This window comes from Lysinibacillus sp. NPDC048646, from assembly GCF_050272295.1.
In the GTDB taxonomy this organism is placed as follows: domain Bacteria; phylum Bacillota; class Bacilli; order Bacillales_A; family Planococcaceae; genus Lysinibacillus.
In genome coordinates this window covers 1-25,216 of the sequence record NZ_JBNNLZ010000026.1, presented here as the reverse complement: position 1 = coordinate 25,216, position 25,216 = coordinate 1, and the positions used below count along the sequence as shown (strand labels likewise).

The 25,216-nt window shown below is 37.1% G+C and carries 21 protein-coding genes, 6 tRNA genes, 1 rRNA gene and 1 pseudogene; 6 read left to right on the top strand and 23 right to left on the bottom strand.

The genetic code is table 11. From position 1 onward, the window contains the following. Positions 1–176 precede the first annotated feature (176 nt). From ACQKII_RS20485 to ACQKII_RS20465, 5 genes are all read left to right on the top strand, one after another. Positions 177–776, top strand: a complete 600-nt coding sequence (locus ACQKII_RS20485; RefSeq protein ID WP_427462319.1) for an accessory gene regulator ArgB-like protein — start codon at positions 177–179, stop codon at positions 774–776. Beyond that, entirely contained in the window at positions 777–944 is a 168-nt protein-coding gene (locus ACQKII_RS20480; RefSeq protein WP_427462318.1) for a hypothetical protein, read from the top strand. 14 nt (positions 945–958) lie between these two features. Beyond that, positions 959–2,230, top strand: a complete 1,272-nt coding sequence (locus ACQKII_RS20475) for a sensor histidine kinase (protein WP_427462317.1) — start codon at positions 959–961, stop codon at positions 2,228–2,230. Between the two features lie 8 nt (positions 2,231–2,238). Next, entirely contained in the window at positions 2,239–2,985 is a 747-nt protein-coding gene (locus tag ACQKII_RS20470) for a LytR/AlgR family response regulator transcription factor (protein WP_427462316.1), read from the top strand. Between the two features lie 296 nt (positions 2,986–3,281). Continuing rightward, positions 3,282–4,562, top strand: a complete 1,281-nt coding sequence (locus tag ACQKII_RS20465; RefSeq protein WP_427462315.1) for an oligosaccharide repeat unit polymerase — start codon at positions 3,282–3,284, stop codon at positions 4,560–4,562. Between the two features lie 461 nt (positions 4,563–5,023). Here the strand turns inward: ACQKII_RS20465 and glmS are convergent, their stop codons facing one another. From glmS to ACQKII_RS20355, 22 genes and pseudogenes are all read right to left on the bottom strand, one after another. After that, the gene (glmS, locus tag ACQKII_RS20460) at positions 5,024–6,826 is read right to left on the bottom strand and encodes a glutamine--fructose-6-phosphate transaminase (isomerizing) (protein ID WP_427462314.1); all 1,803 of its coding nucleotides are present in this window, start codon (positions 6,824–6,826) and stop codon (positions 5,024–5,026) included. A 589-nt stretch (positions 6,827–7,415) separates the two neighbouring features. After that, on the bottom strand, positions 7,416–7,706 hold the full coding sequence (locus ACQKII_RS20455; RefSeq protein WP_427462313.1) for an ATP-binding cassette domain-containing protein: 291 nt from the start codon (positions 7,704–7,706) through the stop codon (positions 7,416–7,418). 53 nt (positions 7,707–7,759) lie between these two features. Next, on the bottom strand, positions 7,760–8,278 hold the full coding sequence (locus ACQKII_RS20450) for a type 1 glutamine amidotransferase domain-containing protein (protein ID WP_427462312.1): 519 nt from the start codon (positions 8,276–8,278) through the stop codon (positions 7,760–7,762). Positions 8,279–8,349: 71 nt separating this feature from the next. Next, a pseudogene (locus ACQKII_RS20445) lies at positions 8,350–8,634 on the bottom strand (M20/M25/M40 family metallo-hydrolase); the annotation flags it as partial. Positions 8,635–8,776: 142 nt separating this feature from the next. Next, positions 8,777–10,129 (bottom strand): phosphoglucosamine mutase, encoded by a 1,353-nt coding sequence (glmM, locus tag ACQKII_RS20440; protein ID WP_427462352.1) that lies wholly within the window; start codon positions 10,127–10,129, stop codon positions 8,777–8,779. Between the two features lie 335 nt (positions 10,130–10,464). After that, on the bottom strand, positions 10,465–11,505 hold the full coding sequence (locus ACQKII_RS20435) for a CdaR family protein (protein ID WP_427462311.1): 1,041 nt from the start codon (positions 11,503–11,505) through the stop codon (positions 10,465–10,467). Then, the gene (cdaA, locus tag ACQKII_RS20430; protein ID WP_427462310.1) at positions 11,498–12,334 is read right to left on the bottom strand and encodes a diadenylate cyclase CdaA; all 837 of its coding nucleotides are present in this window, start codon (positions 12,332–12,334) and stop codon (positions 11,498–11,500) included. The genes ACQKII_RS20435 and cdaA overlap by 8 nt, the downstream gene beginning before the upstream one ends. Positions 12,335–12,483: 149 nt before the next feature. After that, entirely contained in the window at positions 12,484–13,107 is a 624-nt protein-coding gene (locus tag ACQKII_RS20425; RefSeq protein ID WP_143996827.1) for an anti-sigma factor family protein, read from the bottom strand. Positions 13,108–13,120: 13 nt separating this feature from the next. Beyond that, positions 13,121–13,684, bottom strand: coding sequence for an RNA polymerase sigma factor SigW (sigW, locus tag ACQKII_RS20420; RefSeq protein ID WP_004225410.1), 564 nt, complete (start codon positions 13,682–13,684; stop codon positions 13,121–13,123). A 130-nt stretch (positions 13,685–13,814) separates the two neighbouring features. Beyond that, the gene (gene rocF / locus ACQKII_RS20415; RefSeq protein WP_427462309.1) at positions 13,815–14,720 is read right to left on the bottom strand and encodes an arginase; all 906 of its coding nucleotides are present in this window, start codon (positions 14,718–14,720) and stop codon (positions 13,815–13,817) included. A 180-nt stretch (positions 14,721–14,900) separates the two neighbouring features. Further along, positions 14,901–14,973 (bottom strand) — tRNA-Lys (locus ACQKII_RS20410). Positions 14,974–14,989: 16 nt separating this feature from the next. Then, positions 14,990–15,064 (bottom strand) — tRNA-Gln (locus tag ACQKII_RS20405). Positions 15,065–15,083: 19 nt separating this feature from the next. Beyond that, positions 15,084–15,167 (bottom strand) — tRNA-Tyr (locus ACQKII_RS20400). Between the two features lie 15 nt (positions 15,168–15,182). After that, positions 15,183–15,258, bottom strand: a tRNA-Val gene (locus ACQKII_RS20395). Between the two features lie 74 nt (positions 15,259–15,332). Then, positions 15,333–15,407: transfer RNA gene (locus ACQKII_RS20390), tRNA-Glu, on the bottom strand. Positions 15,408–15,724: 317 nt separating this feature from the next. Then, positions 15,725–16,516 (bottom strand): ABC transporter ATP-binding protein, encoded by a 792-nt coding sequence (locus ACQKII_RS20385; RefSeq protein ID WP_427462308.1) that lies wholly within the window; start codon positions 16,514–16,516, stop codon positions 15,725–15,727. Positions 16,517–16,544: 28 nt separating this feature from the next. Then, a complete protein-coding gene (locus ACQKII_RS20380) occupies positions 16,545–17,801 on the bottom strand; it encodes an ABC transporter substrate-binding protein (protein WP_427462307.1) in 1,257 nt (418 codons plus the stop codon). A gap of 61 nt (positions 17,802–17,862) precedes the next feature. Beyond that, positions 17,863–18,924: a branched-chain amino acid ABC transporter permease gene (locus ACQKII_RS20375; protein WP_427462306.1), complete on the bottom strand. Its 1,062-nt coding sequence runs from the start codon at positions 18,922–18,924 to the stop codon at positions 17,863–17,865. Positions 18,925–18,928: 4 nt separating this feature from the next. Further along, positions 18,929–19,813 carry a branched-chain amino acid ABC transporter permease gene (locus tag ACQKII_RS20370; RefSeq protein WP_427462305.1) on the bottom strand — a complete coding sequence of 295 codons (885 nt, stop codon included), beginning with the start codon at positions 19,811–19,813 and terminating at the stop codon, positions 18,929–18,931. Continuing rightward, complete coding sequence (locus ACQKII_RS20365) at positions 19,788–21,710, bottom strand: AMP-dependent synthetase/ligase (RefSeq protein ID WP_427462304.1); 1,923 nt, start codon at positions 21,708–21,710, stop codon at positions 19,788–19,790. The genes ACQKII_RS20370 and ACQKII_RS20365 overlap by 26 nt, the downstream gene beginning before the upstream one ends. 14 nt (positions 21,711–21,724) lie before the next feature. Continuing rightward, on the bottom strand, positions 21,725–22,498 hold the full coding sequence (locus ACQKII_RS20360; RefSeq protein ID WP_427462303.1) for an ABC transporter ATP-binding protein: 774 nt from the start codon (positions 22,496–22,498) through the stop codon (positions 21,725–21,727). 554 nt (positions 22,499–23,052) lie between these two features. Further along, positions 23,053–23,129, bottom strand: a tRNA-Asn gene (locus tag ACQKII_RS20355). A gap of 273 nt (positions 23,130–23,402) precedes the next feature. Between ACQKII_RS20355 and mbcS the strand changes: the two genes are divergently transcribed. Next, positions 23,403–24,980 carry an acyl-CoA synthetase MbcS gene (mbcS, locus tag ACQKII_RS20350; RefSeq protein WP_427462302.1) on the top strand — a complete coding sequence of 526 codons (1,578 nt, stop codon included), beginning with the start codon at positions 23,403–23,405 and terminating at the stop codon, positions 24,978–24,980. Between the two features lie 141 nt (positions 24,981–25,121). Here the strand turns inward: mbcS and rrf are convergent. Next, positions 25,122–25,216: ribosomal RNA gene (gene rrf, locus ACQKII_RS20345) — 5S ribosomal RNA — on the bottom strand; the annotation flags it as partial.

The window sequence follows — 25,216 nt, the reverse complement described above, 5'->3', positions numbered from 1 at the left end:
AAATCATTTAAATAAAAATGATTTTATTCTCTCTATTTGAATGGGTTTTTATGTTTTTAACGTTTATTATAAATATTTAAACGTTTATTATATAAAAAGTATTAATTTGTAAATTTAATGTTAGAATAATAATTGTCTGAAAAAATTATAGAAAATAGTAAGAGAATAAGTTCGTTATGAAAACAGCCTATTTACTAGCAAGGGAGGGATACTGGATATACAAGCTAGAAAATGCTCTATTTAACTTATTAAATCAAGAAGATTACTCCATTCTAGAAAGAGAAAAATTAAAGTTTGGTATCAAAATAATACTATCTGAATTTAATAAACTCCTCATTATCTATGCAATAGCTTTTTTATTAGATTGTGTTATTCCAACTTTGATTACACATCTAACCTTCTTTTTTTTAAGACAGGTTTGTTTTGGATATCATTTTAAAAATTTGTATATCTGTATCGGGTGGAGTATTTTTGCATTTCCAATTACGGTTCATTATTTAGCTGAATCGCTTACAAATTTCTCAACAACTTTACTATTTATACTGTTTTGCATTACATGCTTGTTATTATATAAGCTGGCTCCGAAAGGTACTGAAAATCAGCCTATTATTAATCAAAATCACCTAAATCATTTAAGGGATAAAATGAAGTTACGCTTATTAGTAATAGTTGGTTTGTTTTTTTTAAGTCCATTCAAAATAAAAGTCTTTATCGAATACGGAGTATTTTTAGAATCAATCATGTTACTGTTACAAATAACAAGGGAGCGACATTAAATGAACAATGAAAAAAAAGGTTTTAATATTGATTATTTTATTTCAAAATTATCTCAATTAGTTGTTGCAGCTGGGGGAATTGCAGTTGTACAATCTTGTACACTAATATTCCATGAAAAAAAGGTTCCTAGTGAGCTGTTAAATGACAACCAATTTACAGTTGAATAATAACTTAGGTGACAATGATGAATTTATTAGTATTCATAACTGAATTTACTTTATTTTTCTTTGCAGTGACCTACACATCAGAAATAAAAAGTAGTATTAAAAGTATCTTAATCTATATCTTATTTGCCATAATACCTACCATACTAATCTTTCAATTTATAGGGCAATGGCACGGAATCCTCTTTTTGGTGATTAGTTCTCTTATTTTCTTTTTCATCATATCAAAAACTTTTCTTGTCTTAATACATATCTGCTTCGTATTGATTATTGGAATACTTTCTGACAATATAGCACAATTTATCACTATTGATAGTTTTTCTCGATTATTGGAACACTATATTATCTTTTCAGCTTTATTTATTGTATTCATCATCATCTATAAAATCTCAACTCAAACCATTTATAAATTAATTGGTGAAGTTAAATCTGTTCTTTTATTCACTTTTTTCATATCCATAATGACAATGTCGACATTTTATATCAATATTTTTTTAACGGATTATTTTTCTCAAACTTCTATTTTAAAATTTAATATTTATATTCAAATTACCTATTTCGCTATTCTTTTATTAATTTTGATCTTAACGGTTATCAACCTAAAAAAAGAAAATAAATGCCGTGAAATTGAGTTCGAAACAAAGCAATTTAATAACTATATGCATTCACTTGAATTAATTAATAATGATATGCAAAAGTTTCGTCATGATTACGCGAATATCTTATTTACTATGCAAGGATATATAGAATTAAACGACTTTAAAGGTTTAAAGGTTTATTTTAAAGAACATATCTTGACAGCGGAAGAAGATACATTAAAAAGGAATAAAAATTTAGCAAGTTTATCCAAATTGCAGGTCACAGGGATAAAAGGTTTGATTTTAACAAAGCTATTTCAAGCTGAAAAACAAGATATTATATTTAACATTGAAATTCCAGATGTTATTGATGAATTTGATATGAATATAGTTGACTTAGCAAGAATTATTGGAATTTTTTTTGATAATGCTATCGAGGCAAGCAGTTCATGCCAACAGTCTAAAGAAATCAATGTAGCACTCTTTAAGGGTTTGTCTAATTCTTTAATTTTTATAATTGAAAATACCTTTGATGATCATTCAGTCCCAATAGACCAGTTATTTAACGATGGATTTTCAACCAAAAAGAATGATCGTGGAAAGGGGTTAAATACCGCTAAACGAATTATCAATAGCTATCCCAATATAATGCTTAACACAAATGTTAGCAGCGGTACTTTTACACAAATAATTGAAATTAATGAAAAATGAGGTGTATTATGAAAATTGTTATTTGTGAAGATAATCCACAGCAACAAAAGGTTATTTTTACAAAATTAAAAAATTATTCAATGATTAATCATCCGAGTGTTGAAATTGTATTAGTTGCTTCCAATGCAGAAGAAGTTTTGAAATTTATGAATAACAACAAAATAGATTGTTACTTTTTAGATATTGACCTAGGGATAGGAAGCAATGGACTTGAACTAGCGGCTAAAATAAGAAAACAAGATGTTCTTGCGAGTATCATATTTGTTACGAATTATTCAGAAGCACTAAGACTTACATTTAAATATAAAGTAGCCGCATTAGATTATATTGTGAAACAAGTGGACCCAGGTTTTTCAGATTCATTAATTGGCGCTTTTGAAAGTTCTATACAACGATATAACCAATTAGGACAGACCAAAACCATGAATTTATTTCAAATAAAGATGGGTGAATTAATAAAAAATATTCCATACGAAAATATTTATTACTTTGAAACATCCGAAAATATCCATAAAGTCCGTTTATATGAACAGAATGGAGTATATGAATTTTATGAAAAATTAAAAAACATTGAGCAAATTAATCCAATTTTTTTTAGATGCCATAAAAGTTATATTATCAATATTCAACATGTTGTCCAAATTAACAAAAAGAGTAGGACTATCGAAATGGCAAACGGAACAGAATGCCCAGTATCTATTAGAGCATTAAGAATTATCCAAAATAAAATGACTGAAAATTTATGTAGAATTTAGTATATCTTTTTTTCAAATCAATTAAGACTGCTAAATCATTTTTTGAATTGCTCCTTGAGGAAAAAACAATAAAATAATTACTCTACTGGAAGTAATCTGGAGGGAATCCATACTAGTATAATGACATTAAAAAAGGAAAATATAGATTTTTTTACAATATGTTTTTGGAGCTTAATCCGTATGTTATAATTGAATTCATATATATGTAATGAAAATTAAATGGACGAGAATGTGCTGAATCACCACTAGTTCAACCTAAGGGAGGGCAATAGCATCTAATTAGATGTATTAAATTTATGAATAAACTGAAACAGTTTTTTACAAAGGTCAATAAAATTGAAACTTTTTCACCATACTTCTTTTTACCTTTTATATTTGTACTTTATTTTTTTACAAGTTTATTTGATTTCCATCGGTTCGACCAATTTAAATTAAGCGAGTCGATTTGGCCGGTTGTTATTTTAGCGCTTGTATGTTATTACATAGGTGTGTATATTATTGACAAACTACAATGGACGATTCCATCATTCGGTTTGTCTTTCTTGGGGAAATATGTGATTCAATTCATTGTACTATTAACAATGATTGGATTAGTTTGCTTTTTAAAGTTGATATTTGATGGTGGCTTAGGTATTTCTGATGAATCGAATCGTCGAAATCTTGATCCAAAGCTAAACTTTTTTAGTCAATTATTATGGTTCGGAGTTTTATTATTACTTTCTTATAAAATGATTTTAGAAGAGAAAATGACGTGGAAAAAAGCATTCGTCTATGGTTCAATTTTAGCTGTTGTAATGTTCTTATTTTTATTAATGGCTTATCGTACGCCACTAATCATTATGCTATTTACTGGTATCATTATTGTCCACTATGTTGTAAAACAAGTGAAATTGACTTGGTTCCTATCTGCATTATTCGTTATTGCGGTAGTATTTTCGATGTTCGGCTTCATACGTGTCCTTACAGAAGATTTATCGAAGGAGTCAAATTCACGTGACCAACCAGATGTTGAATTGACAGTTGAGGAAAAAGCAAAGCTATTAACCGCTGAGCAAAAGGTAAATTTAACACCGAAGTGGATACGTGCAATAAATCAGGAAAGTGTAACAGGTCATATCGTGTTAAGTACCATTATAGAGTATACACAGGAGGAAGATTACTTGAAGGGTGAAATTCACCGTGGTATTTTTAATACCGTATTGCCTGGACAACAAACCTCGCCACGTAAGAAGGTAACCGAGGTTGTAAACTCTATAAGTATTGAGAAAGGTAAATACATTACACGCCCATCAAGAACGACGACACCAACATTTATTGGTCAGCTGTTCCTTGATGGTGGCTATTTATTAGTGGCCATCGGCTTCTTGTTGTATGGTGTACTAATATCATTAATCTATAACAAAGTAAGGCAAGCTGGCATTCGTAGCTTCCATACTGTAGCTTACGCGTTTGTAATTACAGTGTTTACAGTGTCTATGCATACGGGGCTACTCGATTTAATCTTTATATTAATGCTTGGCTTTGTCATTATTGCATCGTCCAGCATTAAAACTAATAAGCGAAAGCTTCAATATTAAAGTACAATGGGCTGTCCTAAAATAGGATGGCCCAATTTTTTATTAATGAACTTCAAAAGTTATGGTAATTTAATTTAGTTGAATAATTTTGTAAATAAATCACTTAAAGTAACGAGGGTTTTTAGTTAAATATTCGATTTGCAAAATTTAAAAACAAAAAAAGAGAGTTAATCTACAAAAGTTTGTAGATTAACTCTGTCTTAATGTTTGAACAGCTATAATCTTTTAGAAAACAGCTATAATTTAAAAGTGTCTTCCTTTATACAATATAGGAAGGTACTAGCTTTTTAAGCATTAAATCAAACAACTTTATTATCATACATAAATTAGCAAATAACTTAAACACACTAGGGTGCAACTAAGTTGTTTGAGGTACAACTTAGTTGTATCGGGTATGTTTAAGTTGTGTAGGATACAATTAAGTTGTGTTCTAACAAATGACTTATTTAATCTCTGAAATCTTATTCTACAGTCACTGATTTAGCTAAGTTACGTGGTTTATCAACGTCACAGCGACGGTGTAAAGCTGCATAATAGCTAATTAATTGTAATGGCACTACAGATACTAGCGGTGTTAATAATTCATTTACTGGTGGAATTACTAAACGGTCGCCATCTTCGTCTACCCCTGCCATTGCAATAATACATGGATATGCGCCACGTGCAGCTACCTCTTTGACATTCCCACGAATGTTTAACGCTACCGCTTCTTGCGTCACAAGGGCAAACACTGGCGTACCTTCTTCAATCAAAGCAATCGTACCGTGTTTTAGCTCGCCACCTGCGAAACCTTCCGCTTGGATATAGGAGATTTCTTTTAGTTTCAAAGCACCTTCAAGACTAACACAGAAGTCTATGTTACGGCCGATGAAGAAAGCATTACGGGCAATTTTTAAGTAATCTTCTGCAATATCCTCAAGTACATCTTTTGAATCAATAATTGTTTGGATACCGTTTGCCGCAATCGCAAGCTCTTGTTTTAAATCAAATTCTAATCCTTGGCCATTCGCCTTGGCAGTTACATATGCTGCTACAGCAAGTACAGCTACCTGTGCTACGTACGCTTTTGTTGAAGCTACAGCTATTTCTGGGCCTGCGTGTAGTAATAAAGTATGGTCGGCTTCACGTGACAATGTTGAGCCTGTTACGTTTGTAATTGTTAATGTTGGGTAGCCAAGCTCTTTAATTTTCACAAGCACTTGACGGCTGTCAGCTGTTTCACCTGATTGGGTAATGAAGATAAACAATGGTTTTTCAGAAAGTAATGGCATATTGTAGCCAAATTCACTTGAAATGTGAACTTCTACTGGGATACCTGCCATTTTTTCGAAGTATTGTTTACCGATTAAACCTGCATGGTAACTAGTGCCGGCTGCAATAATATATAAGCGGTCTGCGTCTTGTAATGCATGTAAAATAGCTGCATCAATTGTTAAGTCGCCAGTTTCACTTTCATATGCTTGAATAATTTTACGGATAACAGTTGGTTGCTCATCCATTTCTTTTAACATGTAGTGAGGATACGTACCTTTTTCAATATCACTCATATCAAGCTCTGCTGTATATGGTGCACGCTCTACTACAGTACCATCTAGTTTCGTAATTTGAACGCTTTCTTTGTGTACAATCACGACTTCTTTATCATGTAATTCTACGTACTGATCCGTGACTTGTAGCATGGCCATTGCATCTGATGCAACCACATTGAAGTCCTCGCCCACACCTACAAGAAGTGGTGATTTGTTTTTCGCTACAAAAATTGTGTCAGCCGCTTCTGCATCTAGTAGCGCAAGTGCGTAAGAGCCGTGTAATAGAGATAATGTTTTACGGAATGCTTCAGCTGTTTGCAGTCCATCTTTCACAAATAACTCGACTAATTGTACGATAACCTCTGTATCTGTATCAGATTTCATCGGTATACCTTTTAAATATGTCTTTTGTAATAAATGATAGTTTTCAATTACGCCGTTATGTACAAGCGTAAAACGACCTGATGTACTTTGATGAGGGTGGGCATTTAAACGGTTAGGTACACCATGTGTTGCCCAACGAGTATGACCAATACCGATTTTCGCTGCTACATCCTCGTCCACTGCTTCACGTAAGTCTGCAATACGTCCTTTTTCCTTGAAGATTGTAACGCCCTCTTCATTGCGTACAGCAATACCTGCTGAGTCATAACCACGATATTCTAGTTTCTCTAAACCTTTTAATAAGATTTCCTTTGCATCTGTTTCACCAATATATCCTACAATTCCACACATAATTTATACTCCTCCGCTATTGTCAATTTAGTGCAATGACAAACTAGACCTCAACCTATCGAATTTTTTAGTGGACGTAAATGTTTTACTTAATTTTTGACAAAATAAGCATACAAATACGCGCACGTTCTCGTACTATTCAGCCATCTGAATAGTGCTCCGCTTCGATATGTGGGGTTTTCCTATTTATCTATTGCTTTAACTATACCTTCTCCATTTTCTGTACATTCAATCACTCAAATGCTTTCAAAATGAAAAATGACAATCGGGTATGTCGATTGGGAGGCATCCGCCGAATTTTCGATAAACCTCCACCTCGTCTGCTGAAGATGTAACCGTCCAATTTCTTCAGCTCAGGCGCTATAATTGTTTTCCGTTTTATGCTTCTTTCCTATCCTCCTCAGCATATTAAGCTATTATATGTAACGCAACAGCTGTTCCGTTCCAATAGCATTTCCATCATACTTAAAAGTAGTTCATTAGTCAAATAGATCCGCTGTTTCAAAGAGCAATTACTTTATTTCCCATAAAAATAATGGCTCATTTGCAATAATGAACCGTTATTTCCCGCGCAATATTAAGTGTTTTTTTACCGATATGTAGCAACCTCTTCCTCTTGATAATATACGAAATGGTCTTCTACAATTTCATGCCAAGAAGCGTCTTCAACCAATAACTTTGCTAAATTTGCTGCATCATATAAAGCTAGTTGGCAATTTTTCTCAATTAAAGGCTCAGCAATTGGAATGGCGCCCTTCGCCTGCTTATTCAAGCCTAAAATTGTCCGGCTCGTAGTAGATTTACCTGAACCTGATTCCCCTACTAAGCCCAAAATCCCCCCCTCATTAAATGTATAGTTGGAATTATTCCATTTTTGCATTTTTACGCTAGAAAAAAAGTTACTACCTGATTAGATAGTAACTTTCGAAATAATTATACGACTTCATGTAACAACTTGACAATCTCTCGATTAAAAGCTGGTAAATCCTCGGGTGTTCGACTTGTTACAAGTTGCTTTTGGCAAACAAATACTTCCTCGTCATGCACCGTAGCACCAGCATTTTCAAGATCGACGAGAATAGATTGATAACCTGTCGCATCTCTACCTTTTAATGTTTTAGCTGTAATGAGCAACTGCGGACCATGACAAATCGCAAAGGTAGGCTTCATGGCATCCATAAAGTCCTTCACAAAAGCTACTACACGGTCATCTGCACGTAATATATCTGGAGAAAAGCCACCCGGAATAAATAACGCATCAAACTCAGAAGCCTCGACTTCATCGATTCCTTTTGCAATTGTTACGCTTTCACCGTGCTTTCCTTTCACTACTTTTCCTGCTTTCGTGTCAATCGTTGTAAGCTCATGACCAGCCTCTTCTAATGCCTTTTTGGGGCTTGTCCACTCACTATCTTCGAACATATCAGTAATTAATGTTGCAATCTTAGCCATTTCAATCAAACACTCCTTACATAATAGGATACTTTATTTATTCCCCTAGCTATGCAAAGTAAACATGTTAATTATTCAGTAGCTAGCTGCTGCAAAACTTTTATCGCTAAATTACTAAAATAGTTTGCCGCCACTAGTAAGGCTTCTTCATTTAATATAAAGCCTGGGTGATGCCATTCCTCTGTACCACTCGTACCCATCCAAACAAAGAAGCCTGGTTTTAACGTCTGGTAGTAAGCGAAATCTTCACCACCAGAACTTTGTTTAGCCTCTACTACTATTTCAGCAGCCTCCTTTGCAACATCTTCAAAAACACTTGCATTGTTCACGACTGGTAAATAATCAAACCATCGAAAAAAATGGGGTTATGACTTGTACATCTGTTTGGTATATTTTAGAACTCCTATTACCAGTTGCCAACAGGTAGCGTACTTAAAATTGCAAACTAAAAACTCGGCTTTCTATCTTGTTAGAAGAAAACCGAGTTTACATGTATGTTTATTCAGTTAGACCCATTTCAGCGCGTACAACATCTGCAATGCGCTCTACATAACGCTCGCAATCTGCTTCTGTAGCAGCTTCCACCATTACACGAACAAGTGGTTCTGTACCAGAAGGACGTACTAAAATTCGACCATTGCCAGCCATTTCAGCCTCGACTTCAGCAATAACGGCAGCAACCTTAGCATTTTCCGTTACAGCATGCTTGTCTGTTACACGTACATTTACTAAACGTTGTGGGAAAATTGTCATTTCAGATGCAAGCTCAGAAAGTTTTTTACCTGTAGCTTTCATAATATTCACGAGTTGAATACCCGTTAACAAGCCATCACCAGTTGTATTGAAGTCCAGGAAAACAATATGGCCAGATTGTTCGCCACCTAAGTTGTAATCATTAGCACGCATTTCTTCCACGACATAGCGGTCACCTACAGCTGTTTGTACACTTTGCATACCATTTTCCCCAACTGCTTTATAGAAGCCCATATTACTCATAACTGTTGACACAATTGTTTGCTTTTTCAGGCGACCTACTGCATTCAAATGTTTACCGATGATGAACATAATTTGGTCACCATCCACGATTTTACCGTTTTCATCGACTGCGATTAAACGGTCACCATCTCCATCAAAGGCTAATCCAACATCTGCACCCTTTTCCTCAACAAATGCAGCTAAGCCCTCTGGATGCGTTGAGCCAACGCCTTCATTAATATTTAAGCCCGTTGGTGAAGCACCCATTGTTGAAATGTCTGCTTCTAAATCCGCAAATAAATGGGTTGCAAGAGAAGATGTTGCACCATGCGCACAGTCTAATGCCACAAGAATGCCATCGAATTCTTCATCTACTGTTTGTTTCAAGTATTGAATGTATTTTTGCCCACCTTCGAAGTAGTCACTTACAGAGCCCAAATCTGCCCCGATTGGACGTGGCAATGTATCCACTTCTGCATCAAGAATTGCTTCGATTTCGGCTTCTTGCGCATCTGTTAGCTTGAAGCCATCAGGACCGAAGAATTTTATGCCATTGTCGGCAACTGGGTTATGTGAAGCTGAAATCATGACGCCTGCATCTGCACTCATAATTCGAGTAAGATAAGCGACACCTGGTGTTGAAATAACACCAAGACGCATCACCTCTACGCCAATCGAAAGAAGACCAGCGACAAGTGCACCTTCAAGCATTTCACCTGAAATACGTGTGTCACGACCAATTAATACCTTTGGACGTTCCGTTGCATCTTTCGTTAAAACATAGCCACCTACGCGACCTAGTTTAAATGCAAATTCCGGTGTTAATTCACTATTCGCGACGCCACGGACGCCATCTGTTCCAAAATATTTACCCATTCTAATTGTTCTCTCCTTCAATGCAAGACGACCTAAATCACGCTTGTCTCTTGTAGACAATTGGACGGCTCGTCTGCTTACTTTTGGAAAAGTCTATTTTCGTTCATTTGTTAGTAACTATTAATTACACCCCTACGAATTGTACCTGACGCTCTCGTGCATAGAACCTTTGCTATATCGTTTCTTTATCATGCTTAACATACTTTTTCGCATTTCGGACAAATAAACAATGTGTCTAGGTTTGTATCCACGGCATCTCCTAGAGGTTTCAGCCAACAAGGTATTGTTTCTTAAGTTTGCCACTGAGTCAAAATAAAATTATAGTCAGTTATTGTTTAAGAATCAATATCTTCTGTAATTGTATCAGGTTCAGTTTCTTCAGGATTTGGATTTGGATTTGGATTTGGATTAGTAGTAGTTTCCTTCGATTCCTCTTCCACCTTCGTAATATCTGCTTTAACTTTTACTTTTGATTCAGATATTTTTGTCACACCTTCTGGTAATTTCACATCAAATTCATATGTTTTTGATTCAGTAATTTTTGACAGGTCGACATCTACCAAAATTTCAGCCAAGACATCAATAATCGATTTTTTACCATATACTCTCAACGCTGTCGTATCCAGCGATAATTTATCGATTGTTATACCATCCTGTACTTTACCTGTTTCATTCATCGTAACAGGTAGTTCTTTGCTGTATTCTCCAATATCCACTTGTACCTTAACGCTGTCTGGTTCAATAGTCACATCTAATTTATTTAAATCTCGATCCAAAACTTTCACTGCCGCTTCTTGTGAGAAAGGTTGATTTAAGCCCTGCTCACCAGTTACTGTCGCTTTTACATAGCTGATGCTCTCAATGGCACTTTTTGCCCCTGTGACAAATACTGTTGCTGGGTTTGCAGTCATGCCCTTTAATATATAGCCTTCATCAATTAAACGGTTGTTCATCTCCGGATCAACACGGAATTCCTGTGTGACTTTTTCCTCGATATTCACATCGATTGTCGCTGGGTCTAATGTAACTTGCAGCTTATCAGAAATATTTTCGTATTGCAGCTCTACTTTATGCTCACCTATTAATAAATGGTTTAAGTCTACAAATATTGAGAAGTCCTTTATCGCTTTTGTTTGTATAACAAGTGGCATTGGACCCTTAATTGTGACATTAACCGTTTTTGGTATACCCGTCACAATTAGGCTTTCATCATCATAATAAACATCTACAGGTACATCACGAATCACTTCCACCTGTTCATTCGTTATCGTTTTATTTGTTGAAGATAACTCTGTACGAACGGAGAAAAACAGTAAACAGGCTAGAAAAAGTGCGATAATTCGTAATACCCAAGGGCTATCCATCATTTTATCCATTCTTTTTCCCCCTCCAAGTCAACTTAGAGGCTGTATTCGATTCTTGTACTGATCCGAACCACATTCTACGTAATAGAGTTTCGAATTCCTCTAGAGAAAGATTGCGATGTAGATTACCGTTTAATGTAATACTAATGGCTCCTGTTTCTTCCGATACGACAATCGTAATGGCGTCTGTCACTTCACTTAAGCCAAGTGCCGCACGGTGTCGTGTTCCAAGTTCTTTTGAAATAAACGGGCTTTCAGAAAGAGGTAAATAACAGGCCGCTGCCGTTACCTTATCCTTTTGCATAATTACCGCTCCATCGTGAAGTGGTGTATTCGGTATAAAAATATTGATGAGTAGTTCAGATGAAATTTCAGCATTCAAGCCTATTCCCGTTTCAATATATTCATTCAGACCTGTTTCTTTTTCAATAGAAATCAACGCCCCAATACGACGTTTTGCCATATAACTAACGGATTTCTTCATAGCCTCAATAAGTCTTGTCTGCTCTTCTTCTACTTGGCTCGTTGAACGTTGGAATAGCTTTCCTCGTCCAATCTGTTCAAGTCCACGTCGAATTTCAGGTTGGAAGATGATAATAATCGCCAAGAAACCGAACTCGATCACCTGTTTTAGCATCCAACCTAATGTTTCTAACCCTAAAAAGTCCGTTGCCATGCGCGCAATAATAATGACGAAAATGCCTTTTAATAATTGGACAGCCTTCGTACCTTTAATGAGGGTTAAGATTTTATAAACAACGTACCAAACGAGCAGTACATCTATGAAGTTAATAACAATGTTCACTGGCGTCAAATCCGTGAATTGTTCGATAATTTGCACGTGGCATCCCCCACTTTTCATTGCGAATCCATACACATTTAAGTATAGCACATTCTTATTAAATGTAACTTTTTTCAAATAAAAAGTCTACTCAAAAGAGTAGACTTCTCAGCCTCTCACGTGCACTATCATGTAGGACGTATAGAGTGTTATTTAGTTTCTTTATCTTCAAATGCCATGGCGTCTTTGAATGAATTTTTAATGGTATACCATAGCCATTCAAACGCTTGGTCAATTTCTTCAATTTGACCTGTCACAACTGCCGAGGATGCCATGTACTGCCCATTAATAACAGTAACATTGCCATCTACTTGCCCCTCAACAATTAAATCACCATTTTTTACAACGATATCCCCTTTGACAACTTCACCTTTCGGTACGATGACCGTTTGCCCTTCAACAACTAGATTCGGCTGTTTCGTGACAGAAAAATGTTGGTCATCCATGAAACTTCCAAGTAAAGTAGCACTCATAAATAGGCAAAAAACCGCTGCCGCCACAAATAATGGGTGACGACGAATCCATTTTTGCATGCCCACACGACTTTTAGGTTTGGGTAAACGAGCCATCACTGCAGCTTCAAAATGCGGAGGTGCTGTAATATGAGAAGCACTCTTCACAAAGGCGATCGTTTCACTTAATTCCTGCATCAATTGCTTGCAATCACCGCATGAATGCAAATGCTGTTTCAACTCTTGCTCATGCTCACGACTAATGTCACCGTCTAAATAATCATGCATATAGTCTATAATATGCTCTGGACAAATATTCATGACGCTCCCCCTCCTACAGATTGTTTAATTGCTTTCGTAATGCTTCACGTCCGCGGTGAATTCTCGTTTTCACCGTACCAAGAGGCATATCCAAAATTTCACTAATCTCCTGTAACGATAATTCTTCAATATATTTCAATACTATAACTGAACGATATTTATCCGGTAAACGTCCAATCTCATATTGAATACGATCTTGTAACTCCATCTGCTCTAGCTGTTCCTCTGGTAACTGGTCATCTGCAGCAATTTGAGAATACATATCAAGCCCTTCAGTACCAGCTACTTCCGCATCTAAATAGTAATCCGGCTTCTTTTTTCGAATACGATCTATGCAGAGATTTGTCGCTATGCGATAAAGCCATGTCGAAAATTTTCTTTTTTGATCAAATGTATGCAGATTCATATAGGCACGTACAAACGCTTCTTGTGCAATGTCTTCTGATTCTTGTTTATTGCCTAACATCCGGTAGCATACTTGGTACAGTTTGTGCTGATAGAGACTCACAATATCGGCAAATGCGTTTTGATCGCCTTTAAGCACTTGTTTTATTCTCTTATTTACTAACGCATCCATTGTGTTAACTTCTCCACCTTTACAACTGTCTTATACTATACGACCCACCGATAAGAAAAGTTTCATTTTAATTAATTATAACAAAAGATTTTTATTCGATGCGACAATAGGCATTTTTTTGACAATTTTATTATACGAGGGTCTCTCCAAATAATGAGCCCATTAATGCTACTGCAACATCTGCTGTTCTGTTCTTTTCATCTAATATCGGGTTAACCTCTACAAATTCAGCGGATGTAAGTATACCTGATTCCTGTAACATTTCCATCGCTAAATGACTTTCACGGTATGTCATCCCACCAGGTACCGGCGTTCCCACCCCAGGTGTATACAGCGGATCTAGGCCATCTAAATCAAGCGATAAGTGTAAACCATCTACCTTGCGTTCTTTTAAATAGGAAAGAGCATCCTCCATAACACGAGTCATACCTAGTCGATCTACCTCGTGCATTGAATAGACTTTTATACCTTGTTGACGAATCAGTTCACGTTCTCCAGGATCTACTGAACGAGCTCCGATTATAATGACATTTTCAGGTTTAATTTTCGGTGCATAGTTACGAATTTGTACAAGTCGATCATGTCCTAGTCCAATACTAACAGCTAGCGGCATCCCATGAATATTACCAGATGGAGTTGTATCTGGCGTGTTTAAATCTGCATGTGCATCAAACCAGATAACACCTAAATTTTTATAATGTTCACCAAGCCCAGCTAGCGTGCCGATTGCAATGCTATGATCTCCACCAAATACAAGTGGAAACTTCTTCTGCTCAACCGCTTCATATACTCTGCTTGCCAAAGTAGTACTTATATCGACGACTTCTTCTAAATTTAACAGTTGTTTATCAATAATTGCATTTTCTTGTTTATGATTAACACGGATATCTCCCTGATCCTGTACCTCATGACCAATCGCTTCTAAACGATCAACAATACCTGCATAACGAATAGCACTTGGCCCCATATCTACTCCTCTGCGTGTTTGTCCGTAATCTGTCGGCACTCCAATGATTGAAATACTATGTTTATTCAATATTTTATACCCCCTCTGTGTTGTATAACCATTGTAAAGCCAACAATGCCTTTGGCTCAACTCAACACATTTTTGCATATTCATGCAGTCAAAGAAGGCAAAAAAAATCTCCTACTGTTTTCAGTAAGAGATTAGTATCTGTAGTTAATGTGACACTTTTGAATATATTCTATAGAAAAGTGAGCCATGAAGGACTCGAACCTTCGACCCTCTGATTAAAAGTCAGATGCTCTACCAACTGAGCTAATGGCTCAAATATAAGAAATGAATGGCTGGGGTACCTGGATTCGAACCAGGGCATGACGGAATCAAAATCCGTTGCCTTACCGCTTGGCTATACCCCAATCATTGTATAAATAAAACTGGTGGAGGGGGACGGATTCGAACCGCCGAACCCTAAGGAGCGGATTTACAGTCCGCCGCGTTTAGCCACTTCGCTACCCCTCCGAAATTAACACTATATGGTGGAGGATGACGGGCTCGAACCGCCGACCCTCTGCTTGTAAGGCAGATGCTCTCCCAGCTGAGCTAATCCTCCATAAAAACAGGTGTAATTTCTTTACAGTTTATTTATTCTTTTTAAGCCTTTGCATTACTACAACGCCAAGGAAATGGTGACCCCTACGGGATTCGAACCCGTGTTACCGCCGTGAAAGGGCGGTGTCTTAACCGCTTGACCAAGGGGCCGACATGTTACATTGTTCTCAACAAGACAAGATTTATAATAACATCTTTTTTTATACTTAGCAAGCATTTTTTAAAATTTTTTAAAACTAAATATTTGCTTATGAAAATGTTCAAAAACCTAACTTAATCCTACCATCTTCTCAATCATTTATCTACAATCAATTTAAATGTAGCTTCTACCTACTATGATCGTAGTTGTAGATTCATTGAGAATGAGTAGATTTAAAATAACCTCACTTTTATTGGAATAAATTAGTTTAAACGCATCATTAATTGCCTAAAAAAGCTGCTACAAATTACTGTAGCAGCTACTATTCTTACCAAACGATACGTTGGCGTCGTTTATATGATTTTGCTTCTTTGTAGTCTTTACTGCCTTCTTTTCCTATCCCTAAATAATGCTCACTAATTTCATTATCGGATAATAGGCTAGCTGCATCCCCTTGCATCACTACGCGGCCATTTTCCATAATATAGCCGGAGTGTGCAATCGATAATGCAACATTGGCATTTTGCTCAACTACTAGAATAGTCATACCTTCTTCTTCATTAATCTTTTTAATGTTTTGGAAGATTTCTTGTACTAACAGCGGCGCAATCCCTAAAGACGGCTCATCGAGTAATAATAGCTTTGGCTTAGCCATCAAGCCGCGCCCAATCGCCAACATTTGCTGCTCACCACCCGATAAATAACCCGCTTTACGTGATTGGAGCATTTTTAGTTTCGGGAAATAGCCGTATATTTTTTCAATATCCGCCTTAATATTACCGCGATCTTTTCGTGTATAGGCCCCTGCAATCAAATTTTCTTCTACTGTTAAGTCTTTGAAAACACGACGCCCTTCCATACTTAAGAAAATTCCCTTTTTCACAAGGACATCTGGCATAATATCATTGATGACTTCGCCTTGAAACTCAATCGTACCATCTGTAATCTTTCCTCCATCACCCACGAGGAGACCTGAAATAGCTTTTAAAGTTGTGGACTTACCCGCTCCATTACTACCGAGAAGCGCAACAATTTTCCCTTCGGGTACATGGAGGGACATTCCTCTTAATGCTAGGATATTTTTTTGATAAACAGCCTCTAAATTATTTACCTGAAGCATGTAAGTCCCTCCTTTCTATTACAGAAAATTAATCTTCGAAACTAATGTAATCTGTAATTGCTTCCCATTTGCCGTCTTTTACAACACCAATACGAATTTCTTTTGTACCTGCATGGTTGTTAGCTGAGAATGATACATTTGCTGCTACACCGCCTAAGTCTAGGTCTGTTAAAGACTCCATACCTTCACGGATTTGAGCACCTTTAATGTCACCATCTGGATATAATTCAGCTGCTTTTTTAATAGCTTCAACCATAATTTTCGCTGTTACCCAACCTTGTACGAATTTTTGGTTGATGTCTTCGTCTTTTTTGCCTTTGCCTGTCAAGTATTCTTCTATTTCAGCCATCCCTGGCACTTCATCACCTGGCATAGAGTTGATCAGTACGCCCATATATCCTTCAGCAGTTGCCGCATCTACATTATCAAATAGACCTTCACCTGTAGTCCAGTTAAGACCCATGAATTGTGTATCGATTCCCAATGTTTTTGCGTCACGTAAAATTGTAGAAGTTGCTGCCCAAGTTTGCTGAATGATTGCATAGTCTGGGTCTTTCTTTTTCATATTTAATAATTGTGATTGTGCTTCTGTTGCTTTTACGTCGATTACTTGCTCGTCCACAACTTTAACACCGATTTCTTTTGCATACGCTTTCATATCTTCAACTGGAGAACGGCCGAACGCTGTATCATTGTAAAGTAATGCTACTGTTGGCTCGCCGCCTTCATGATTTTCTTTAATCCATTTTAATAATGCACGACCTTGGTCAGAATACGAAGCTGCCACTAAGAAGTTATATGGCGATTCCTTTGTATCATTTAAGTTCTCCGATAATGAACCTGATACGAATGGGAATTCATCGGCAGCTACTTGCTGGCGTAAAGCCTCTGTATCACCTGTACCGAAACCAATAATTGCTTGTGCACCAGCTTTGTCACGGTGCTCTTGATATAACTTTTGTGCTTCTGGAATAACATAACCATAGTCTTTACCGATTAACTTAATATTTAAGCCTTCGATCCCTTTTGAATTAGCATATTCTACATATGCTTCTGCCCCTTCAGCAAAAGGTGCACCTACATCAGATGTACCACCTGTTAAATCCCATAGTCCCCCAATTACTACTTCACGGGCATTACTATCTGTGTTACTTCCTGTATTTGTACCACTATCGCCTTGTGTATCGCTATCTGTTGCCGAGCCACCATCGCCATTACAAGCTGCTAGTACAAGTACAAATAAAGCACTCAATAGCAACCATAATAGTTTCTTGCTTTTCTTCACATCAATTCCCCCTACTGTTTGTGTATTTTTGTATTTATATATTTAATTTCCCCCGCAGGCACTAGTACGAGAATGGCCAAAGCTTAAAGTACTTCTTAATATTTAACCAAATATGCGCTAGCCCTCCTGGTTCAAAAATTAAAAACAGGATAATGACTAAACCAAATGCAAATTCTTTAAATGCAGATAATAATTGATTTAAATCTGGGAAGTATACTGTAACCAAATCGATTGCAGTTCCTAAACCAATCGGTAATAGTGTGATAAATACCGCCCCAAGAATAGACCCAAAAACACTGCCTAAACCACCGATTAAAATCATCGCTAAGTACTCAATGGATACCGTTGTACTATAAAGTTCTGGACTTACAATCATCGTATAGTGAGCTAGTAAAGCACCAGCTAACCCTACGAAAAATGAACTTACAGCAAATGCTAATACTTTATATTTGAATAAGTTAATCCCCATAATTTGTGCTGCTATATCGCGATCTCGAACAGCTAAGAAAGCTCGCCCTACTCGCGTGCGTAATAGATTCGTTGCATACAGCACCGTTAACAATAAAATCGCAATAGACAAGTAATAATAAGATGTATTAGATTTGAATGAGAATGACCCAATCGATGGACGGCTTAGCACCATCCCTGATGTACCACCAGTTACGCTTGTCCATCGACTAATAATAAATAAAATAATTACTTGCGCCGCTAATGTAGCGATTGCCAAGTATAAACCTTTCAAACGTAATGCTGGTAATCCGAAAATACCACCTACAATGGCTGTAATTAATCCGGCTAATGGCAAAGAGATCCAGAAGTTAAGCCCGTATGTAGATGTGATAATCGCCGACGTATAGCCTCCTACACCTAGGAACGCTCCTACTCCAATCGAAATTTGCCCTGTAAATCCTGTTAAAATATTTAACCCTATTGCACCAATAGCTGAAATGGCACAGAGCGTTAATAACCCTACCCAGTAGTTTGAAGTAAATAGCGGTACTAGCAATAAAACGCCAACAATCACTACGATTTTAACTTTTCCACTAACCGTACCAAATAACTTCATATCACCTACATAAGATGTTTTATAATTGCCACTTTCACGAACAAATATATTCCTCACACCGTCACACCCTCTCTATACCCTTGCTGCCGAATAATCCGTGTGGTTTTACCATTAAAATCAACAGTACGATGATAAACGGCACAACTTCTTTTAAGCCGCCACCTACAAGCGGATCTAAGTAGCCTCCCGCAATATTTTGAACAATGCCGATTAAAAATCCACCGATGATAGCACCTGCTACACTGTCTAGTCCCCCTAAAATAACAACTGGTAATACCGTTAAACCAATTGTCGCCATGACTGGACTTACACCACTAATGTTCCCTAGTAAAACTCCACCAATCGCTGCTACCATTGCTGCGATCGACCATGTTACAGCATAAACAAATTTCACACTCATCCCTACCGATTGTGCAGCTCCTTGATCGTCTGCAACCGCACGCATCGCTAAGCCAATTTTCGAATACTTGAAGAAGATTGTGAAAACAATTAACAATACGATAACAATGACAAATGACCATAAATAAACTGGCGTTACAATTACCCCACCAAATTGAACCGGTGTTTGTGGAAATACTGGTGGGAAGATTTTCGTGCCATGTCCCCAAATCATATGGATAGCCCCAGCCAATAAATTCGCCAATCCGAGCGTCGCCATGATAACTGAAATAGCCGGTGCATGCTGTAATGGACGAACAACAAGTCGCTCTACAATTAATCCTAATATCGCGCTTACAATTAACGTAATAATGATGGCGATATAGAACGGAACCTTGTATGACGTTAACAGCACTAAACAAATATAAGGACCAAATAAAACGAATTCACCATTTGCTAGGTTTAGCGCACCACTTGCTCGATAGATTAATACGAATCCAAGTGCCACTAATCCGTATATACTTCCTACTACAATTCCGTTACTAAGCATTTGTAAAAAGAATGTCATCATGCCACCCCTGTTCAATTTTTAATTGAATAACACGTAAACTTACTTCTTCCTCTACGGATTCGGCATGTGAAGGTGTTAATGACACTTCTTGTGTATCTGTATACATGCCATCAATTAATTCTTTATATTTTTGTTCAACAAAGTTTCGGCGGATTTTTAACGTGCGCGTTAATTCCCCTTGATCTGCCGTAAATTGCTTGTGTAAAATAGAAAACTTTTTCACACGGTATTGCGGAGGCAATTCACTCATTAATTGTTCAACTTGTTGCTCAATGAGCTCTACAACTTTCAAGTTTCTTGATAAGTCTGAATATTCTGTAAATAAAACGCGGTTTTTATCCGCCCATCTCCCGACGCTATTCATATCAATATTTAAAATAGCGGTCATGTATGGCTTATCTTTACCGAAGCAAACCGCTTCTTGAATATATGGACTTGACTTTAACTCATTTTCTACTAATCTCGGATAAATAATTTCACCAGCTGAATTCGTGATGAGGTCTTCTTGTCGATCTAAAATATGAAGATGGCCTTGCTCGTCAAGATACCCATGATCACCTAGTGACAGCCAACCATCAACCACTTCTTTTTGGTCTTCCTCATTCAAATACGCCGAGAAAATGGCATTGTTTTTCATATAAACGATACCGTCTTCTCCTATTTTCACTTCCGTATTTGGAATTGGGATGCCTGAGCTTCCTGACTTGATTTGACGATCTGGCTGAACAAATGCAATACCTGCAACTTCTGTCCCACCGTATGTTTGCTTTAAATTCACGCCGATACTGTGATAGAAATGGAAGGCATCCGGTTGCAACGCCGCCCCCGCAACATACGCTCTTCTAAGCCTAGCTATCCCTAAGTGATCGCGAATAGCACTAAAAATAATGACGTTGCCTAAAAAGTACATCAGTTTATCCATACCTGATAGCACTTCATTATTGGCATCCGCTTCCGCTTTTTTATCCCCGTACTTTTTAAAGAAGCCATACACTTTTCTTTTAAACCAGCTAGCCCCTTCCATCCGAATTGTAAAGCTAGACATTAACGATTGATACACACGAGGGGGTGCGAGCAATGTTTGCGGACCAATCTCTCGCAAATCAACCATTACAGTATGCGGCTTTTCTGGAAAATTAATAGCGAATCCAACAATTAACGGCACAACGGTACTAACTACTTTTTCATTTACCCATGACAACGGTAAAAATGAAAAGTAATCATCATTTTTCTTCATTTCCTCTTCCTCCGTTAAATTTTTTGCTGCATTGATTAAATTAAAATGTGTCAATAAAGCTCCCTTTGGCCTGCCCGATGTTGCGGCGCTATAGGCAATCACAGCCGGGCTATGTGTGTCTAGCGTGCTCGCTTGCTCTTCGTAAAAATTAGGCTGCTGCTTTAATAAATCTTCTCCCTTTTTCATAAAGTCATCTAAAAAACTAAGTTTAGGATGTTTATAATGGCGTAACCCTTGCTTATTGTAGTAAATAATATGTTCTACAAGCGGAATACGACCCTCTATTTCTAGCAGTTTATCTACTTGTTCTTGATCTTCCACGATGACAATTCTTGCTTTGCAATCGTTTAAATAAAATTCCACCTGATCTGGTAATGATTCTTGATAAATCCCTACCGAAATGCCACCTAGCAATTGGGTTGCCATTTGCGCATATAGCCACTGCGGTCGATTTTCGCCAATAATCGCAAGCTTTTCTCCACTCCGAAAGTGAAATTGCTGCGAAAGTGAAGCCGCTAATAATTCCACGTTCTTCAAATAATCATGCCAAGTTATTTCATTCCATATACCTAAGTATTTTTGTCTTAGCGCAACCGCATTCGGCTCATTTTTTGCTCGCTCCGCTAAAAGAGTAGGTAATGTTTTATGAATGACCATTCAGTCTCTCCCCCTTAAGTAACGGTTTCTTCACCAATATATGCTTTAATTACATCTGGATTTTGTTGAATTTCCTTCGGTGTCCCAAATCCAATTAACTTCCCAAAATCCAATACAGCGATATGATCAGACAGACTCATGACAATCCCTAAGTCATGCTCAATTAAAACGACTGTCGTTCCCATCACCTCATGTATATCTAGTATGAACCTGGCCATCATATCCTTCTCGGCATTGTTCATCCCCGCCATAGGCTCATCCAATAAAATCAACTCTGGATTAAGCGCTAAAGCACGTCCAACTTCCACGCGTTTTTGTAACCCGTATGATAGCGTACCAACTGGCGTATGGCGTATATCCTGCAATTCTAAAAATTCGATGACCTCTTCTACCTTTCGCCGATGATCAATCTCCTCTTTAGAAGCTTTTCCAGCATAAAGCCCTCCACTAAAAATGCCTGACTTCATCAATGAATGTCTTCCTAGTTTTAAATTATCGAGTACCGACATATGCGCAAACAACGCGATATTTTGAAAGGCTCGTGCCATCCCTAAAGTCGTGCGGTTGTATGGTTTCATATTGATGATTTCTTGCCCTTTGTACCGAATGGAGCCATTTGTCGGTTGATATAAACCGCTGATACAGTTCAGCATACTTGTTTTCCCAGCTCCATTAGGACCAATCAGCGAAAAGATTTCACCTTGGTTTATATGATAAGTGACACTATCTAATGCTTTGATGCCACCAAACTGCAAAGAGACATTTTCAATCTCTAAAATAGGCCCCACTTGAATTCCCCCTTGGCTATCTAAGCGTGCATTAACATCTTGCTCTGAATATTACTTTAACTAGAATAATGTTGTCAATCTAAATTGTCGGATTTTTCTAACAATTTTTTTACTTAAGTTAATTTTTTCTCGTTTATACTCTGTTTATCTAAGAAAAAAACACGCACTTCAGTAATGAGTACACATCTTAAATAAATTAATTATTTTTAAATAGTAATAAAATATATTTTAACATTATAATTATACGTTACTCCCTTCAAACCAATAGAAATTCAAATTGAAAATATATATTATAATATAACTAATTTATTTATAAAAATAGAAAATAATTCTATACTAGGTGCTGGAAATAACTGTAATAAGAAGGGATTTGTTAGAAAAGTAATGGGATTTGTTTTTGATTTTTTGAATATCATTGTAGGAGACGTTCATTTATAAAGGAGATATAGTGTATTAGACTGAAATATTTCTATCATGTGAAGGCATACTCCACTTTGGAAGATGAATCATGAGAAGTGTTTTAAGAGGGATAGCAGAAAAAAGACAAAAAAAAATGGCTCCGAAGGCAGGACTCGAACCTGCGACAACCTGATTAACAGTCAGGTGCTACTACCAACTGAGCTACTTCGGAACAACACTATTCAATTTAGTTGTTTTTCAACAACCACTTAAGCACATTTATTATTATAGCAAGGATTGTAAATTATGCAATCCCTTTTTATAATAATTTTTATATTAATTATAGAGTTACTATTTTCCTTTACAAAAACACTAATAGTTCTCCATTAAATCTAATATTTCTATTTTATGTATCAAAAATTCTTGCTGTATATTATTGTAATTGTTAAAATAAAAATAGTTTCAAGAATTTTCAATTAAATTTGTTTTGGGGAGGACTGTTCATATGGTAACAAATGATTTAATCGCACCAGAACTTTATAACATTACAGAGGAGTTAGAAAAATTTTCCTTAGATAGTGACCGCCAGGCAATACGCTGGCTAGATGCACAACAACAACGTCGCGGAATTTCTTATGCTGAGCTTATTCAAAAAATGAATCAATACGCAAATGCCTTCACAAATAAGGGGCTTCAAAAAGGCGACCGTGTATTAGTCATCATCCCACGCCTACCAGAAGCATACTTCGTGTTCCTTGGCTGTTTAAAGGCGGGAATCGTTCCTATCTCGTGTTCGGAGATGTTACGTGCAAGTGATCTAGAATATCGTATGGAGCACTCTTCTGCAAAGGCAGTTATTGCATATGAAGCATTTACTTGTGAGGTAGACCGTATTACTTCAACAGTTGATGCATTGAATAATAAGTTAGTCATTGGCAACGCTAATGCTAATTGGACTTCTTTAGATGAACTAGCAAGTACACAACCTGTTACATTTACAGCAGTTGCGACAAAACGTGACGATATGGCATTTCTTTCTTATACTTCGGGTACAACGGGTAAGCCTAAGGGTGTCGTTCACTCACACGGCTGGGGGTATGCACATATTCGAACAGCAGCTTCTCAATGGCTTTGTGTACGTGAAGGTGACTTAGTTTGGGCAACAGCGGCACCTGGCTGGCAGAAGTGGATTTGGAGCCCATTCTTATCAACAATTATGCTTGGAGCAACAGCATTCGTATATCACGGCGGTTTTGATCCAAAAACGTATCTTCAACTCATTCAAGATGAGCAGGTAAATGTCCTTTGTTGCACACCAACCGAATATCGTATTATTGCGAAGATTGATAGTCTGAAAGATTATAATCTATCAGCTCTACGAAGTGCTGTTTCAGCTGGGGAACCTTTGAATCGTCCAGTAATTGAAACATTTATGCAAAACTTTGGCCTTAAAGTGCGTGATGGCTATGGACAAACAGAAAACACGCTACTAATTGGGACACTTGAAAATACCGAATTACGCCCTGGCTCTATGGGTGTTCCGACACCTGGTAATATTGTCCGCATTATTGACCAAGAAGGTAATGAGGCACCCGTAGGAGAAGTTGGAGATATTGCTGTGCATAAATCATCTCCTGCATTATTTAAAGAGTATTATCGTGAGCCTGAGCGCACACATGCCGCCTTCCGGGGTGATTGGTACATTACAGGTGACCAAGCAAAATGCGACGAGGACGGCTACTTCTGGTTTGAAGGTCGCGGTGATGATATTATTATTTCTTCGGGTTATACGATTGGGCCATTTGAAGTAGAAGACGCTTTAAACAAACATGAAGCTGTACAAGAATGTGCTGTTGTTGCAGCACCAGATGAAATTAGAGGCCATATTGTTAAAGCATTTGTAATCTTACGTGAAGGGTTCCGAAACCGTGATGAGGATGAGCTAACAAAAGAGTTACAGGAGCACGTTAAAACGTTAACAGCGCCTTACAAATACCCACGAAGTATTGTCTTTTTGGATGAGCTTCCAAAAACAACATCTGGTAAAATTAGACGGGTTGAGCTACGAGCAATAACTGTTTAAAATAATGAAGGAGACATATCAACTAAGAACCTTGTTGATATGTCTCCTTTTTATGTTGTTAGCTGAAATTTCACATTATTATATAGAAAAGCACATAAATAAAAAAAGCCACTACTGAGTGTATCAGCAGCGACTTTTTGCGCCTAGCGATGTCCTACTCTCACAGGGGGAAGCCCCCAACTACCATCGGCGCTAAAGAGCTTAACTTCCGTGTTCGGTATGGGAACGGGTGTGAC

Coding starts and splice junctions, on each gene's coding strand:
- glmS (WP_427462314.1), bottom strand. CDS start 6,826: ATGTGTGGAATTGTAGGATATATTGGTGAAACAGATGCAAAGGAAATC.
- ACQKII_RS20465 (WP_427462315.1), top strand. CDS start 3,282: ATGAATAAACTGAAACAGTTTTTTACAAAGGTCAATAAAATTGAAACT.
- ACQKII_RS20450 (WP_427462312.1), bottom strand. CDS start 8,278: ATGGCTAAGATTGCAACATTAATTACTGATATGTTCGAAGATAGTGAG.
- glmM (WP_427462352.1), bottom strand. CDS start 10,129: ATGGGTAAATATTTTGGAACAGATGGCGTCCGTGGCGTCGCGAATAGT.
- ACQKII_RS20385 (WP_427462308.1), bottom strand. CDS start 16,516: ATGCTTCAGGTAAATAATTTAGAGGCTGTTTATCAAAAAAATATCCTA.
- ACQKII_RS20480 (WP_427462318.1), top strand. CDS start 777: ATGAACAATGAAAAAAAAGGTTTTAATATTGATTATTTTATTTCAAAA.
- ACQKII_RS20370 (WP_427462305.1), bottom strand. CDS start 19,813: ATGACATTCTTTTTACAAATGCTTAGTAACGGAATTGTAGTAGGAAGT.
- ACQKII_RS20475 (WP_427462317.1), top strand. CDS start 959: ATGATGAATTTATTAGTATTCATAACTGAATTTACTTTATTTTTCTTT.
- mbcS (WP_427462302.1), top strand. CDS start 23,403: ATGGTAACAAATGATTTAATCGCACCAGAACTTTATAACATTACAGAG.
- ACQKII_RS20425 (WP_143996827.1), bottom strand. CDS start 13,107: ATGAATATTTGTCCAGAGCATATTATAGACTATATGCATGATTATTTA.
- ACQKII_RS20485 (WP_427462319.1), top strand. CDS start 177: ATGAAAACAGCCTATTTACTAGCAAGGGAGGGATACTGGATATACAAG.
- ACQKII_RS20435 (WP_427462311.1), bottom strand. CDS start 11,505: ATGGATAAAATGATGGATAGCCCTTGGGTATTACGAATTATCGCACTT.
- ACQKII_RS20455 (WP_427462313.1), bottom strand. CDS start 7,706: ATGCAAAAATGGAATAATTCCAACTATACATTTAATGAGGGGGGGATT.
- sigW (WP_004225410.1), bottom strand. CDS start 13,684: ATGGATGCGTTAGTAAATAAGAGAATAAAACAAGTGCTTAAAGGCGAT.
- ACQKII_RS20470 (WP_427462316.1), top strand. CDS start 2,239: ATGAAAATTGTTATTTGTGAAGATAATCCACAGCAACAAAAGGTTATT.
- ACQKII_RS20365 (WP_427462304.1), bottom strand. CDS start 21,710: ATGGTCATTCATAAAACATTACCTACTCTTTTAGCGGAGCGAGCAAAA.